Source organism: Frankia sp. CpI1-P (assembly GCF_001421075.1).
In the GTDB taxonomy this organism is placed as follows: Bacteria; Actinomycetota; Actinomycetes; order Frankiales; family Frankiaceae; genus Frankia; species Frankia torreyi.
This window is the reverse complement of the sequence record NZ_LJJX01000033.1, coordinates 1-12,908: the sequence shown is the minus strand read 5'-3', so window position 1 is coordinate 12,908 and position 12,908 is coordinate 1. Positions and strand designations below refer to the sequence as shown.

7 protein-coding genes and 10 pseudogenes are annotated in these 12,908 nt (G+C 71.2%); 8 read left to right on the top strand and 9 right to left on the bottom strand.

The genetic code is table 11. The features are described 5' to 3' along the window. Nucleotides 1-41: 41 nt before the first annotated feature. Both FF86_RS20440 and FF86_RS53465 read right to left on the bottom strand, forming a co-directional pair. Nucleotides 42-1,525, bottom strand: a pseudogene (locus tag FF86_RS20440) (BTAD domain-containing putative transcriptional regulator); the annotation flags it as partial. 1 nt (nt 1,526) lies between these two features. After that, a pseudogene (locus FF86_RS53465) lies at nt 1,527-1,973 on the bottom strand (transcriptional regulator); the annotation flags it as partial. A gap of 1 nt (nt 1,974) precedes the next feature. Here FF86_RS53465 and FF86_RS53460 point away from each other — a divergent pair. Together FF86_RS53460 and FF86_RS20430 are read left to right on the top strand one after the other, a co-directional pair. After that, nucleotides 1,975-3,228 (top strand): methyltransferase domain-containing protein, encoded by a 1,254-nt coding sequence (locus FF86_RS53460; RefSeq protein WP_242419163.1) that lies wholly within the window; start codon nt 1,975-1,977, stop codon nt 3,226-3,228. Further along, a complete protein-coding gene (locus FF86_RS20430) occupies nt 3,221-4,567 on the top strand; it encodes an ATP-grasp domain-containing protein (RefSeq protein WP_044887217.1) in 1,347 nt (448 codons plus the stop codon). Before FF86_RS53460 ends, FF86_RS20430 begins: the two co-directional genes overlap by 8 nt. Nucleotides 4,568-4,901: 334 nt before the next feature. Here the strand turns inward: FF86_RS20430 and FF86_RS53455 are convergent. From FF86_RS53455 to FF86_RS20410, 7 genes and pseudogenes are all read right to left on the bottom strand, one after another. After that, nucleotides 4,902-5,253: pseudogene (locus tag FF86_RS53455) on the bottom strand (radical SAM protein); the annotation flags it as partial. A 1-nt stretch (nt 5,254) separates the two neighbouring features. Then, nucleotides 5,255-5,380: pseudogene (locus FF86_RS53450) on the bottom strand (hypothetical protein); the annotation flags it as partial. A gap of 1 nt (nt 5,381) precedes the next feature. Beyond that, nucleotides 5,382-6,105, bottom strand: a 724-nt coding sequence (locus FF86_RS53445) for a radical SAM protein (RefSeq protein ID WP_242419162.1), incomplete at its 3' end; no start/stop codon positions are given. 23 nt (nt 6,106-6,128) lie between these two features. Further along, nucleotides 6,129-6,938: phytanoyl-CoA dioxygenase family protein (locus tag FF86_RS20420; RefSeq protein WP_128423586.1), on the bottom strand; the 810-nt coding region annotated here is incomplete at its 3' end. Further along, nucleotides 6,935-7,151 (bottom strand): annotated as a pseudogene (locus FF86_RS53440) (amidohydrolase); the annotation flags it as partial. The pseudogene FF86_RS53440 and the gene FF86_RS20420, both read right to left, overlap by 4 nt. Nucleotide 7,152: 1 nt before the next feature. Next, on the bottom strand, nt 7,153-7,846 hold a 694-nt coding region (locus FF86_RS53435; RefSeq protein ID WP_242419180.1), incomplete at its 3' end, for an amidohydrolase family protein. 242 nt (nt 7,847-8,088) lie between these two features. Then, nucleotides 8,089-9,411: a radical SAM/SPASM domain-containing protein gene (locus tag FF86_RS20410; protein ID WP_044887220.1), complete on the bottom strand. Its 1,323-nt coding sequence runs from the start codon at nt 9,409-9,411 to the stop codon at nt 8,089-8,091. Nucleotides 9,412-10,338: 927 nt separating this feature from the next. Between FF86_RS20410 and FF86_RS64255 the strand changes: the two are divergent. From FF86_RS64255 to FF86_RS20400, 6 genes and pseudogenes are all read left to right on the top strand, one after another. Further along, nucleotides 10,339-10,741, top strand: a pseudogene (locus FF86_RS64255) (threonine--tRNA ligase); the annotation flags it as partial. A 1-nt stretch (nt 10,742) separates the two neighbouring features. Beyond that, a pseudogene (locus FF86_RS53425) lies at nt 10,743-11,043 on the top strand (threonine--tRNA ligase); the annotation flags it as partial. A 1-nt stretch (nt 11,044) separates the two neighbouring features. Then, nucleotides 11,045-11,959, top strand: a pseudogene (locus tag FF86_RS53420) (aminoacyl--tRNA ligase-related protein); the annotation flags it as partial. Nucleotide 11,960: 1 nt separating this feature from the next. Next, a partial coding sequence (locus tag FF86_RS53415; RefSeq protein WP_242419161.1) for a His/Gly/Thr/Pro-type tRNA ligase C-terminal domain-containing protein occupies nt 11,961-12,387 on the top strand: 427 nt, incomplete at its 5' end. 207 nt (nt 12,388-12,594) lie between these two features. Continuing rightward, a pseudogene (locus FF86_RS67215) lies at nt 12,595-12,699 on the top strand (hypothetical protein); the annotation flags it as partial. A 1-nt stretch (nt 12,700) separates the two neighbouring features. Beyond that, nucleotides 12,701-12,908: pseudogene (locus FF86_RS20400) on the top strand (DUF222 domain-containing protein); the annotation flags it as partial.

The following is a 12,908-nucleotide window of genomic DNA, read 5'->3' as shown; positions in this document are numbered from 1 at the left end:
TCACCGCGGACCAGGTTCGCCGGCCGTCTCCGGGGCGGTCCTCAGACGGCGGCGGCCTGGCGGCGTGAGCGGGCGGCCCAGAACGGCTGCCCGGCCTTCTCGTACAGCGCGGCGGCCGTCTCGAACCCCGCGCGGGCCTCGACCGGGTCGCCCGCGGCCGCCGCGGCACTACCGGCCGCCGACTCGGCCATGGCCGTCCAGGCCATGCTGTCGTGGAACGACGCCGCCCGCCGGGCCGCCTCGGCGAAGGCCCGCGCTCCCGCGGCGTCGCCGGCCCGCGCCAGCGTCTCCGCGCCGACCGGGTTGAGCAACAGGCCGCAGCTGGCGCAGTCGCCGTAGCGGGCCGCGGTGCGCGACGCCGCCCGCACCGACTCGACGGCGCCGTCAAGATCGTCCCGCTCGAGCGCCGCCAGCGCCGCCGTGGCGTGCAACCGCCCCCAGGCGTGCCGGGCCAGCGGGGTGACCGCCGCGATGGCGGACGCCCGCTTGAGGTAGGGCACGACCTCGTCGAGGGCACCCGTACAGATCGCGAGTTCGGCCCGGCGCAGCCAGGGCAGCGCGACGGACCGGCTGCCCATCGGCGCGTACAGCTCGCAGCTTCGGTCCAGGCAGGCGGCCGCGGCGTCCCAGTGGCCGCGCAACAGCAGCGACTCGCCGAGCAGACACCAGGCGAACGCCTGCACCGCCACCGCGTCCGCCCGCTCGGCCAGCGCCAGCGTCTCGCGCGCGTACTGCTCGACATCGTCGGCGAGGGCGTCCTCGTAGAGCTGGTACTGCCCGATGCAGTGGTTGATCTCGAAGAACCGGCTGACCCGGCCGCCCAGGTCCACGGCCGCGAGCCGCGGCATCTGGACCTGCAGCGCCGTGCGCCAGGTGCCCTGGATGTGCGCCAGGATCGCCTGTTCCTCGAGCGCCTCGGCGACGGCGTCGGCGTCGCCGTGCGCCACGGCCACCTGGTGCGCCCGGTCGGCCAGCCGGCGGGCGGCGGCGAAGTCGCCGCGTTCCCGCATCACACCCGCCCGCACGCCGGCCAGCCGGCCCTGGTCGACGGCGTCCGGCCCGAGCCGGTCGGCCGCGTCCAGGTGCGTCTCGGCCGCGTCGAGCTGCTGCTGCATCACCAGCGCGGCCGCACCCTTGCGGTGCAGGCGGATGGCCGTCGCCGCGTCGGGTCCGGCCCGCAGCGCCCGCTCGTACGCCGTGATCGTCGCCGCGGCGTCGCCCGACTGGGCACGCAGGTCCCCGACCCGCTCCCAGACCTCGATCGCCTGCTCCGGCTCGGCCGCGAGGTTGCTGCGGATCTCCTCGTACAACCGCTGCGTCGACGGGCTCGGTTCGATCCCCAGCTCGGCGTCGAGCACGTCGCACAGCCGCTGGTACTGCCGCCGGGCCTCGCCACGGCGCCCGGCGGCGGAATACAGCCGCATCAGCCAGGCGTGGTTGTCCTCACTCAACGGATCCGCGGCGACGAGGCGCTGCACGGTCCGGGCGGCGTCGTTGAGGTCCCCGCGCGTCTCGAGCAGCTCGGNGAACTCCGCCATCAGCGCCAGCCAGTCGTCGCGCAGGGCATCGCGCGGCGCGACCGCCCAGTCCTCGTAGACGTCCTCCGGCAGCAGCCCGTCCCGGTAGAGCTCGATCGCGCCGGCGTGAGCGTCGACGGCCCGGGTGCGCCGCGCGGTCGCGGCGGCCGACCGGTACTCGTCCACATCGACCGACAGGCGGTCCGACGGCAGGCACAAAAGGTCACCGACCGACGCGATGAGGTCCGCACCCTGTTCGCCGTCGAGCGCGCGGCGGGCCGCATGCAGAGCCTTGCGCAGGTTGCGGCCGGCTGCGGCCGGGTCCAGCTCCGGCCACAGGACGTCCATCACCTGATCCCGGCGCAGGCGATGCCCGGGTGCCAGCGCGAGCAGCTTGACGAGCGCCGCCGGCCTGCGCTGCGACCAGGCCCCATCCGGGACCGCCCGATCACCCACCGTGACTCGAAAATGGCCGAACAGCTCGATCCGCAGAGTCTCCACCCGTCCCCCTCAGATCGCCCTACGGACGAACCCCGCCATCCACCCCGATGGTGCCACGCGGCTGTCGACCCAGGGCCGGAGCGGCGGTGCCCGCGACCCATCCACCGGGGCCCGCTCCGCGCCGCAGTTCACAGTTCACAGTTCATGCGATAACAGGATTATCACCGCGCATCGACAAAATACAGTCAAAGGTTCATCTTGCCTATCAGCGCCGACGGTCGAGCTTGACGGCGCGCAGCGGCCCGGAAATCGTGGTCGAGAGGACGGCGTCGACGAGGTGCTCGCTCAGCGCGGGGCCGACGCGCTGTCCACGACGTCGGTCACGTTGGTCACGTTGGTCACGTCGCCGATTCTCTCTTGCCACGACCCGTTCGCTCAGTGCCCTTCGGACCCCGGGAGCGCAGTAGTGACAGTCTCGATCGAACGCAACGTCGACCCGTTCGACACCATCGACTCGGGGTCAGATCCAGCTTTCGAGGAGAGCATTCTTCTCGAACGGATCGCCGGGAATTATTATCCCGCCGTTCTCGACTGGTTCTTCGATCTGCTGCCGCGGGAGGCGAAAACGGTCCTCGAGGTCGGCTGCGGTACCGGGCAGGTTCTCGACCGGCTTGTCGGCCACCTGGGCGCTGACCGCGTCGAGCGGGCCGTCGGCATCGACCGCAGTGCCTATCTCGCCAAGCGGGCGGCCGAACGTTTCGACCAATTCGAGATATTCGCCGCCGACGGAACGCAGGTACCGCTGCCCGACGAGCAGTTCGATCTCGCGACGACCGCGACCGTGCTGGTGCATGCCGCCGACCCCGCCGGCATCCTCCGGGAGATGCACCGGCTCACCCGTCGCGGCGGGACGGCGGCGGTGCTCGACCAGGATTTCGGCAGCGCCGTGATCCACCCGGGCGACCGGGACCTCAGCCGCCGGATCCTCGACGCGGCGACCGACTTCTGGCAGGACGGCTGGATCGGCCGAAAGCTGCCCTCGCTGCTGCGGGACGCCGGTTTCACCGTCACCGGCTTCCACTCGACGGTCCGTATTGATCGGACCTTCGACCGGGCATTTTTCACCCGGATCCGGGACTGGGTCGTCACCGCCGGTTTCGCCGCTGCGGAGGCCGACCGGTGGCTCGCCGAACTGGCCGCGGGGGCCGAGCGCGACGAGTTCGTCTTCACCCGCAACTTCTATGCCTGCACCGCGCGCCGGGATGACTGAGGGCTCGCTCCTCGTCTACAGCCCCCTCAACGAGCCGCGCCGGCCGGCGCTTACCCGTCTCGCCGAACTCCACCCGCGCGTCGTCCTGCTCGCCGAGGACGACACCGATGTCCCATCCTGGGCCGACGAACTCCTGGCCGACGTGGTGCGGATCGACCGGCTCGACGCGCCGGCCGCGATCCGCACCACGCGGGACCTGCTCGCCCGCCGCGGGGGTGCCGCGGACGGCATCGTCTCGCTGTCGGAGACGGGTCTGGCGTTCTGCTCGGCCGTGGCCGCGGAGCTGGGCCTGCCGTTCACGCCGTTGGACGTGTTGGAGAGGGCCCGGGACAAGTCCCGGATGCGGGCGGCCTTCGCCGAGCACGGTCTGCCGACGGTACGGTTCGGGACCGCCGAGCGGCTCGACGAGGCGCTGGCGATCGCCGCGGACATCGGCTATCCGGTGGTGCTCAAGCCGCTGCTCGCCGGCGGCAGCCTGTTCGTCTGGACGGTGCACGACCCGGCCGAGCTGGCCGCCGCGTTCGACGACGTGCTCCGCGGCGGCGCCCGGGTCGTCGCCGGCGACCCGCTGGTGCACGCCACCTTCCGCGGCGGCGCGGCGCCTCGCCTGCTCGTCGAGCAGCTCATCCGCGGGCGGCGGCGGTTCGCCAGCTCCCTCGACCTGCCGGTCGGCGAGGTGAGCGTCGAGGGCAGCGTCGTCGGTGGTGAGGTGCGGGTGCTGGCCCGCCACGACAAGCCGCTGCCGGCGGACGGCCCCTTCTTCGAGGAGGTGCTGTGGTCGTCGCCCTCCCGGCTTCCGGCGGACCTGCTGGCCCGGGTGGACGACGTGGCGGCGGGCGCCGTGCGCGCGCTCGGCCTGCGGGACTGCGTGTTCCACGCCGAGATGCGCACGACGGACACCGGACCGGTGCTGCTCGAGGTCGCGGCGCGGATGGGCGGCGGCCCGATCTTCCGGTCGGCCCGGCTCGCCCACGGCGTCGACCTCGTCGAGACGATGGTCCGGATCGCCACCGGCGCGCCGGCGCCAAGCGGGCGCCCGGCGCCGGACCCGGACCCGGGTCCGCGGGACCCGGACCGGCCGCGCCATGCGGTGATGACGTTCGGCTTGTTCGCCGACGAAGGGATGTTGCGGGCGATCGAGGGGCTCGACGAGGTGCGGTCGCACCCGGACGTCGTGGAGGTCTGCGTCTACGAGCACCCGGGCACCTACATCCGCCGCGCGCCGCGCTCGGACCACTGCACGGTCCACGTCATGGTCGCGGCGGCCGACTTCGCCACCGCCGAGGACCTCGGCCGCTGGGCGCAGAAACGCATCCGGTTCGTCACGGGCGCTCAGTAGCCGGACAGCACGCCGGCGGGCAGGAGGTCGTGGAGGAGTTCGGCGGTTTCGCCGCGCGGCAGCGCNTCGAGCGAGTCGACGTCGAGGAACTGCCTGAGCACGAACGAGTAGTCGACGCTGTGAAAGGTGTGCTTCTCCTGCGGGGTCATGTTCCGCGCGGTATCGGTGAGGACCTTCCGCACCCGTGCCGGCGTCAGGTAGAAGCGGCTGTACGCCTCCCGGCGCAACTCCTCCAGGCGGTCCCAGGGGACCTCCGCCGTCGGCGAACTCTCGGGCGCGCTGAAATAGCCCTGGCCGGCACCACCGCGGGGCGGCTCATAGCCCTGGTCGATCNCCATGTCCCAGACCTCGGTGCCCTCGTGCGGGGACAGCACGAAGAAGTTCGCCTTGCTCAGCCCTGTGGTCGACGCGTTGAACTCGATCGTCCGCTCGATGTCCGCCTCGGTCTCGGACGGGAAGCCGAAGATGTTGAACGAGCCGAGAATCACGCCCGCGTTGCCCATGTACTCGATCATCCGGCGGGTGCGGTCGAGGTTCAGCCGCTTCTTGATCACCTGTTGCACCCGCTGGTCACCTGATTCCACCGCGACCATCGCGTAGAACGTGCCGCCCTCGAGCAGCAGGTCGACGATGTCCTCGGTCAACAGGTCCGCGCGCAGGCCGTTGGGGAAGGCGAACCGCAGCCCNGGCCGCCTGGCGAACTCGGCGAAGATCTCCCGCACCCGACCGCGGTGGATGTTGAAGATGTCGTCGTAGACGAGAAACGTGTCGACGCCGGCGGCCTCATGCCAGTAGTCGACCTCCGCCACCACCNCCGCCGCCGACCGGTACCGCACGGACTTCCCCATGATGTCGTGGCAGTACACGCACTGGTACGGGCAGCCCCGCGTGGTGACGATCGGCATGTACCGCACCTTGAGGTTGAGCAGCGAGGTGTAACCGGCGAAGGGGGTCGGGTCCAGCTGCGCGAGCGTCGGGGTCGCGAGCGCGTCGAGGTCCGGCACCACACCGCGCGGATTCGCCCGGACGGTCCCGTCCGGCTCGCGGTAGACGAGGCCACCGATGTCCGTGCGCGGCGCGCCACCGTCCCTACCGCGGATCAGGTCCCCGCCGCGGATCAGGTCGAGCAGGTCACCGAACCCGGCTTCGCCCTCCCCCACCAGGGCGTAGTCGATGTTGCCGTCGTCGAGCACGCCCCGGCCGATCGCCGTCGCGTGCGGGCCGCCGACAACCACGACACTGCCGAGCTCCGCCTTGGCCCAGCCGGCCACGAAGGCCAGCTCCGGCGCATAGTAGGTCAACGCGCTGAGCGCCACGACGTCGGGCGCGAACCGGCCGAGCGCCGAACGCCAGTCCTCGCCCCGGCTGAGCAGATGCAGCAGGTTCACCTGGAGCGTGCGGTCTTCCGGCCGCCACGCGACGTTGGCCTCCAGGTAGAGGGTGCCCAGCTCGATGCTGCACTTGTTCTCGTAGAACGTCAGCTCCCGGCCAAGGATCGCGTCCTGCTTGGCGTTGACGTTCACGAAGGCGACTCTCATGTCGGTCTCCCTGGCGCGGGTGNCACGGGCGGCACGGGCGTGGCGGCCCACGGTCCGGCCGTCGCGTCCACCGTGTCGTTGCGGCCGGTGCGATCCACGCCGCGGACCCGGTAGAGCACCCGCCCGGAGATGTCCGGGACGCCGAGCTCGCGGTGCTGGCGGCGGGCCAGGTCGCGGTCGTAGTACGAGGTCGTAGGCATGTACCGGAAGGTGATCCCGGCGCGGCGCGCTCCGGACACGTTGGCGGACGATCCGTGCACGAGATGGACGTCGTGCAGCGAGAAGTGACCCGGTTCCAGCTCGGCGACGCGCACGGCGGCACGCTGCGGCTCGTCGAGCTCCAGCCGCTGGTTCAGGGTGGCGTCCCGCCCGTCGGAGCGCTGGTGCCCGAGCAGCGCCCGCGCCCGGTGCGAACCGGCGACGTAGCGCAGTCCGCCGTTGTGCGGGCCGGACCGGTCCAGCGCCAGCCACACCGTGCACGTGGCCAGCGGCCGGATGGGCCAGTAGTGACCGTCCTGGTGCCACGGCGTCGGCTTGCCGATCCGCGCCGGCTTGCCGAACATCCCGCAGGCCCAGAGCAGGACGTCGTCGCCGAGCACGGCCGACACCGCGTCCAGCAGCACCGGATGGCTGCCGTAACGCAGGCCGAACCCGCTCGCCATCAGATCAGGCACGAAGTCGGGGACGTCGCTCGGGTCATCGCACAGATAGTCGCCGAGGTCCGACCGCACCTGGTCGAGGACGTCGGCCGGCATCGGCTCGGGGGCGATGACGAGCCCCTCGGCACGGTAGCGCTCGACGTCGAGCCCGGCCGTGGCGATCCGGTCGCTCATGGGCGCGCCGCCTCGAGCGGGGCGGGCGGGGCAGGCGGGGCGGACGGGGCGGGCGCCGGCAGGCGCAGCCCGAACAGCCGGGACACCGTGTCGTGCGTGAGCATCGTCGTGGTGTCGGGCCCGACCGCCGCGCGCAGCTCGGCGACCTTGCCCACCGAGTGCGGCCAGGTGGAGTCCGCGTGCGGGTAGTCCGAGGCCCACATCAGCCGCTCCNCCGACCAGTTCGGCAGGATCCGGGGGACCTCGTCGGTCTCATGCTGGAACGTGACCCAGACGCCGTCGGTCACCTGGTCGAGGGCCGGCCGGGACAGGTCGACGCCGAAGGAGCGTCCGAACCGGTGGTCGGCGTGCTCCAGCCGCTGCAGGAAATGCGGGATCCACAGCAGGTCGAACTCGCAGAGGATCAGTCGCAGCCCCGGATACCGCTCCCAGACACCGCCGAAGACGAGCGCGGTGAGCGCGCGCTGGGCCTGGGCCGGGATCATGACGTAATCGAGCAGCGCGCCGTGGACGTCGATCGTGATGTCCCGCCGGACGGCGCCCCGGTGAATCACCACCGGGAGGTCGAGGCCGACGGCGGTCTCCCACACCGGGTCGAAGGAGGCGTCTGCGTAGGACCGATCCGGGTCCGCGCGTAACACGACGCCGCGCAGGCCCAGACCCGCCGCCCGGGTGACCTCCTCCGCCGCGAGCCCGGGGTCGGCGTCGTCCACCAGGGCGGTGCCGACGAGTCGGTTCGGGTCGACGGCGCAGTACTCGGCGACGAAGTCGTTGTAGGCGTGCAGGCAGGCGCGGCGGAACTCGGCGTCCTGGCAGCCGAAGAGCAGGTCCGCGAAGGTCGGGAACAGGACCTCTGCGGCGACGCCGTCGACGTCCTGCTCGGCGAGCCGCGCCCGCGGATCCCACACCGACGGTGGTGCGGCGGCGAAGCCCAGGGCCGCCCGGCGGGGGAGCTCCTCGGACGGCACGCCGGCGGCGCTGGCCGCGTACACGCTGCGCGGTTGGATGTCCTCGCAGACGAAGTACTCTCCCGGCCGCCCGTCGAGGTTCACCACCCGGGGCGCCCGCTCCTGGTACCGCCGCGGTAGCCGGGATGTCCACAGCTCGGGCGGCTCGCAGAGGTGCGAGTCGGCGGAGATCAGCGGCCGGCTCACGGCGCCACCTCGCCGGCCGTGCTCGTCTCGACCAGATCGGGCCTCCGCAGCCGTGCGATCTCCTCCGTGGTCAGCGAGCGGTCGAGGACGTCCTGCGCGAGCGTGCCGTCGTCGAGCACCCGTTGCACCCGCCAACAGGACGGATCGGACGCGGTCCAGCGTTCGTACTCGCCGCGCCCCGAGTTCGCCATCGCCTGATAGGCGGTGCCCCGGCAGCCGCCGTAACACTGCCGGGTGGCGAGCAGGTCGCAGTCCCGGCAGTCCCCCTGGATATGGTCGTCGAGGTTGCGGATGACGGCGAGCGCGGGACTGCCGAGCACCTCGGCCAGCGGCTGCCGGTTGAGGTCCCCGATCGTCGTCTCGATCCCCGGGCACGGCCTGACCGCACCGTCCGCATGCAGGTCGAGGCGGTACAGGTTCTCGTAGCAGGCGCCTGCCAGGCAGGGCGGCTTGGCCTGGTACGGCTCGTAGCCCATCGCCTCGTCCTGGCGGCGGACGGTCTCGAACAGCTCGGAGATCTCGGCCCGGCGGATCACCAGGTGGGGGTTGGTCCGGGCGAAGCCCTGCAGCTTGCTGAGCTCGATGTGCGAGTAGATGTTCCGCTCGCGCAACTGGGCCACCAGCTCCGGGAGGAACTCCAGGTTGTCGCGGGCGATGACCGACTCGACGCCGAGCCTGGTCCGGCCGGGCTCGTCCGTCGTCGTCAGGCCGGCGGCCACGAGACACTCGATCAGCGCGACCTGCTCGGCGTAGACGGTCTCGGCGTCCCGCGGCAGACCGGACAGGTACTTCTGCACCTCGGCGAGTCGCGCGCGGCGGGGATCGTCGGGCGCCACCACCGGCACGTTCAGCTTCGTCAGCAGGTTGACGCCGCTGGCGACGATCCAGTCGATCGACTCCGGCGTCAGCAGCCCCCCGTTGGTGACGAGCGTGACCGCGATGCCCCGCCGTTGCAGAAAGGAGATCGTGTCCTGCCAGGACGGCGCGGCAAGCGGTTCGAACGTGCCGTTCACCGTCACCGCCTGCAGGCCGAGCGCGATCGCCTGCTCGAGCCAGCCCTCCATCCGCCCTTCCCAGGTCGGGTCGCGGTGCAGGGGCACTGACCCCGACTCGCTCGCCGTCATGACCGTGGGTTGACGGGGGCGTCCGTGCAGTTCCGGATCACCCGCATAACAATAGGGGCATTTCCAGTTGCAGGTCGGCGGGGTGTTCATCTTCAGGCCCACTCGTAGGACCTTTCCGTCCGCGAAGGCGGAGTACCGGCCGTCGAGCGTGGTGAATGGGCCGGCAAAGAGAGGAAGCGGGCGGAGTTCAGCCATGAGCCCTCCAAGCATAGGCTGTGCAAAAGCAGCCGCCCAACGAGGGTAAATCACGGAGTCGCCCCGGACAAGGGCTTCTGACCTGAACGTGTAGTCTTCGCATCTGGCCGGATGTTCCGCCGGATCATCGCCGCCTCGGACGGCAACCCGGCGCATCTACGACGCCCGGCAAAGGTTTACGCAGCGCAGCGACACAGCCATGCCGGCAACTAAAGGAAAGCGTTGACCTGCGCCGCGACAAAGATTAGAGGTCGCCATCCGTAGCACTTCGTGACCGCGGACCAATGCGAACACATTCGCTGCCGAGGCGCCCGGCGCGTCGGCGGGTGGGCGACGGCAGGCGGATGCCATGGTCAGCGGCCGCCCGTCGCCCGACCCCGGCGCGGACTGGTATCGGCGCCTGGACGGGTACGGCCCGCCGAGCCCCCGCGCCGATCCAGGGGCCGTGCCGATCCAGGGGCCGTGCCGAGCCAGGGGCCGTGCGACCTCGTCGGCGTTTCACGGCGGTGGGCCGCCAGCCTCGGAGGCCTGCCTGCACCAGGTCCCGGTGCGCCCCGCGCGGCGAAGGCGCCCCGGCGAGCCGCATTCCCGGGCCGGCGTCACGGCCGGGTGGACGATGCGTGCGGGATTGCGACGGCTTAGATCTTCAGTCCACGGCTGATTCCGCGATCAATATCCGGGTTCTCCCGAGAGGATTTCCGGCGACTCCGCCCCGAAGCGGGAATATCAGTTTTCGGAATCACGCTCTGCCACCCGGGAGCGCGCTACCGGGTTCGGACCGCAGGGCGGGCAATTCGGTGAAGAGCGCCCCGGATGAGGCCCCCCGAAGGAACGTCCGGCGCCCGGGCGGGTGCGTCGGCGCGTCTGGCGCGGGCGACTACGATCAATCGGAGGAAGGCAGAGCATTGAGGATCTTGAGAGGCGGCCATGTCGGCACGTATGCCCGCGGTGCCCGAGGAGCGAGTGTCCGCTCCAGCCGGTAGCAGCTTTGCGGAGGCGGTGAAGGCCGCCGGCCTGACGATGTCAGGCCCGAACGCGATCGTGGTCGTCCGCGACGCTGGCGGCACGCTGCGCGACCTCACCGCGGTGCCGGAGGTGGACACCGAGGTGACGGCGGTGCCGATGTCGAGCCCGGACGGTCTCGCGGTGCTGCGGCACTCGACGGCGCACGTGATGGCCCAGGCGGTGCAGGACCTCTTCGACGAGGCCCGGCTCGGCATCGGGCCGCCGATCGAGAACGGCTTCTACTACGACTTCGACGTGCCCAAGCCGTTCCAGGCCGAGGACCTCGAACGCATCCAGGCCCGGATGAAGGAGATCGTCAAGCAGGNCCAGCGGTTCCGCCGCCGCGTGCTGACCTCGCGGGAGGCGGCGCGCGACGAGCTGTCCGCCGAGCCCTTCAAGCTGGAGCTCGTCGACATCAAGGGGGAGGCGTCGGGCGCGGCGGCCACCGAGGTCGGCAGCGGCGAGCTGACGATGTACGACAACGTCGACCCGCGCAGCGGGGAGGTCGTCTGGACCGATCTGTGCCGCGGCCCGCACCTGCCGTCCACCCATCTGATCTCCGCGTTCGCACTGCTGCGCAACTCGGCCGCCTACTGGCGCGGTGACGAGAAGAACCCCCAGCTCCAGNGGATCTACGGGACCGCGTGGCCGACCCGGCCGGCGCTCAAGGAGTACCTGGCCGCGCTGGCGGAGGCCGCCAAGCGGGACCACCGCAGGATCGGCGAGGATCTCGACCTGTTCGCGTTCAGCCCGGAGATCGGCAAGGGGCTGCCCCTGTGGCTGCCCAACGGGACGATCATCCGCGACGAGCTGGAGAGCTGGGCCCGCCAGACCGAGCGGCGCCTCGGCTACCGCCGGGTCGTCACGCCGCACATCACCCAGGAGGACCTCTACTTCCTGTCCGGGCATCTGCCGTACTACAGCGAGGACCTCTACGCCCCGATCCAGATCGAGGGCGAGAACTACTACCTCAAGCCGATGAACTGCCCGCACCACCACATGGTGTACAAGGCCCGACCGAAGAGCTACCGCGAGCTCCCCTACAAGATCGCCGAGTACGGGACGGTGTACCGGTTCGAGCGCAGCGGCCAGTTGCACGGCCTGATGCGGGCCCGCGGCTTCACCCAGAACGACGCCCACATCTACTGCACCCGCGACCAGGCCAAGGAGCAGTTCCTCGAGGTCATGCGGATGCATGACGAGTACTACCGGGCGCTCGGGATCACCGACTTCTACATGGTCCTCGCGCTGCGGGACCCGGCGAACACGACGAAGTACCACGACGACGCGCAGATGTGGGAGGACGCCGAGCGGATCACCCGTGAGGCGATGGACGAGTCCGGCATCCCGTACGTCGAGGAACTCGGCGGCGCGGCGCACTACGGCCCGAAGGTCGACTTCATCATCCGCTCGGTGACCGGCAAGGAGTTCGCCGCCTCGACGAACCAGGTCGACCTCTACACGCCGCAGCGCTTCGACCTGAAGTACCACGACGCCGACGGGACCGACAAGCAGGTCGTCGTCATCCACCGGGCGCCGCTGGNCTCGCACGAGCGATTCGTCGCGTTCCTCACCGAACACTTCGGCGGCGCCTTCCCGGTCTGGCTGGCCCCGGAGCAGGTCCGAGTGATCCCGATCATGCCGGAGCTCGACGAGTATGCCGAGACGGTGAGTCAGGCGCTGCTCGACGCGGACGTGCGCGTCGACGTCGATGCCAGCGACGGCCGGCTCCCGGCCCGGGTGCGCACCGCGGTCACCCGCAAGATCCCGCTGATCGTCGTCGTCGGTCGGCGCGAGGTCGAGGAGGGCAGCGTCTCGGTGCGGGACCGGTCCGGCCAGGAGACGTCCATGCCGCTGGCCGACTTCGTCCGCCGGGTCCGCGACCTGATCGACACCAGAAGCCTCGACGGCGCCGGCCATCTCCGCGCAGGATCAGACGCGACACCCACCGAGGTCGACGCGACCGACTGACCCAGTCGACGCGACCGATCACCGCCACCTGGCTCCGGCTGGTTCCCGGTCCCCCCGCGAACATTCGCCTTCTGGCTGGGGGCCCGGGTCGGTGCCGGTTCCGCGGAACATCAAGATCGTCTTTTGGGTTGCCCGGGTGGCTTCCACGCGCGGTTTCCGGGTCTGCTGCCGGCCGGTTCAGGTTCCGCCGCATTCCATGAGTGGAGNAGGTGATCTGCCGGTGGGCGGGGCGGATCGCGGCGGCGACGTGTGCCTGGCTGCTGGCGGTGGCGGCGTTCGATCGGCGGGAGGGCTGGTCGGGGATGGGGATGGNCTCGTGCGCGCACTGGCTGTCGTGGCGGTGCGGGATCGGCCTGCGGACCGCGCGGGAGCATGTGGCGACCGGGCATGCGTTGGAGCGTCTGCCCGCGATCCGCGCCGCGTTCGCCGCGGGCACCCTGTCGTATGCGAAGGTCCGGGCGGTGACGCGCATCGCGGAGGAGGAATCCGAGCGGGTGTGGTTGACCCATGCCCGGTACTGC

What these genes read in the sequence shown, in the direction of transcription:
- FF86_RS20430 (WP_044887217.1), top strand. Translation starts at nt 3,221, where the DNA reads ATGACTGAGGGCTCGCTCCTCGTCTACAGCCCCCTCAACGAGCCGCGC.
- FF86_RS20410 (WP_044887220.1), bottom strand. Translation starts at nt 9,411, where the DNA reads ATGGCTGAACTCCGCCCGCTTCCTCTCTTTGCCGGCCCATTCACCACG.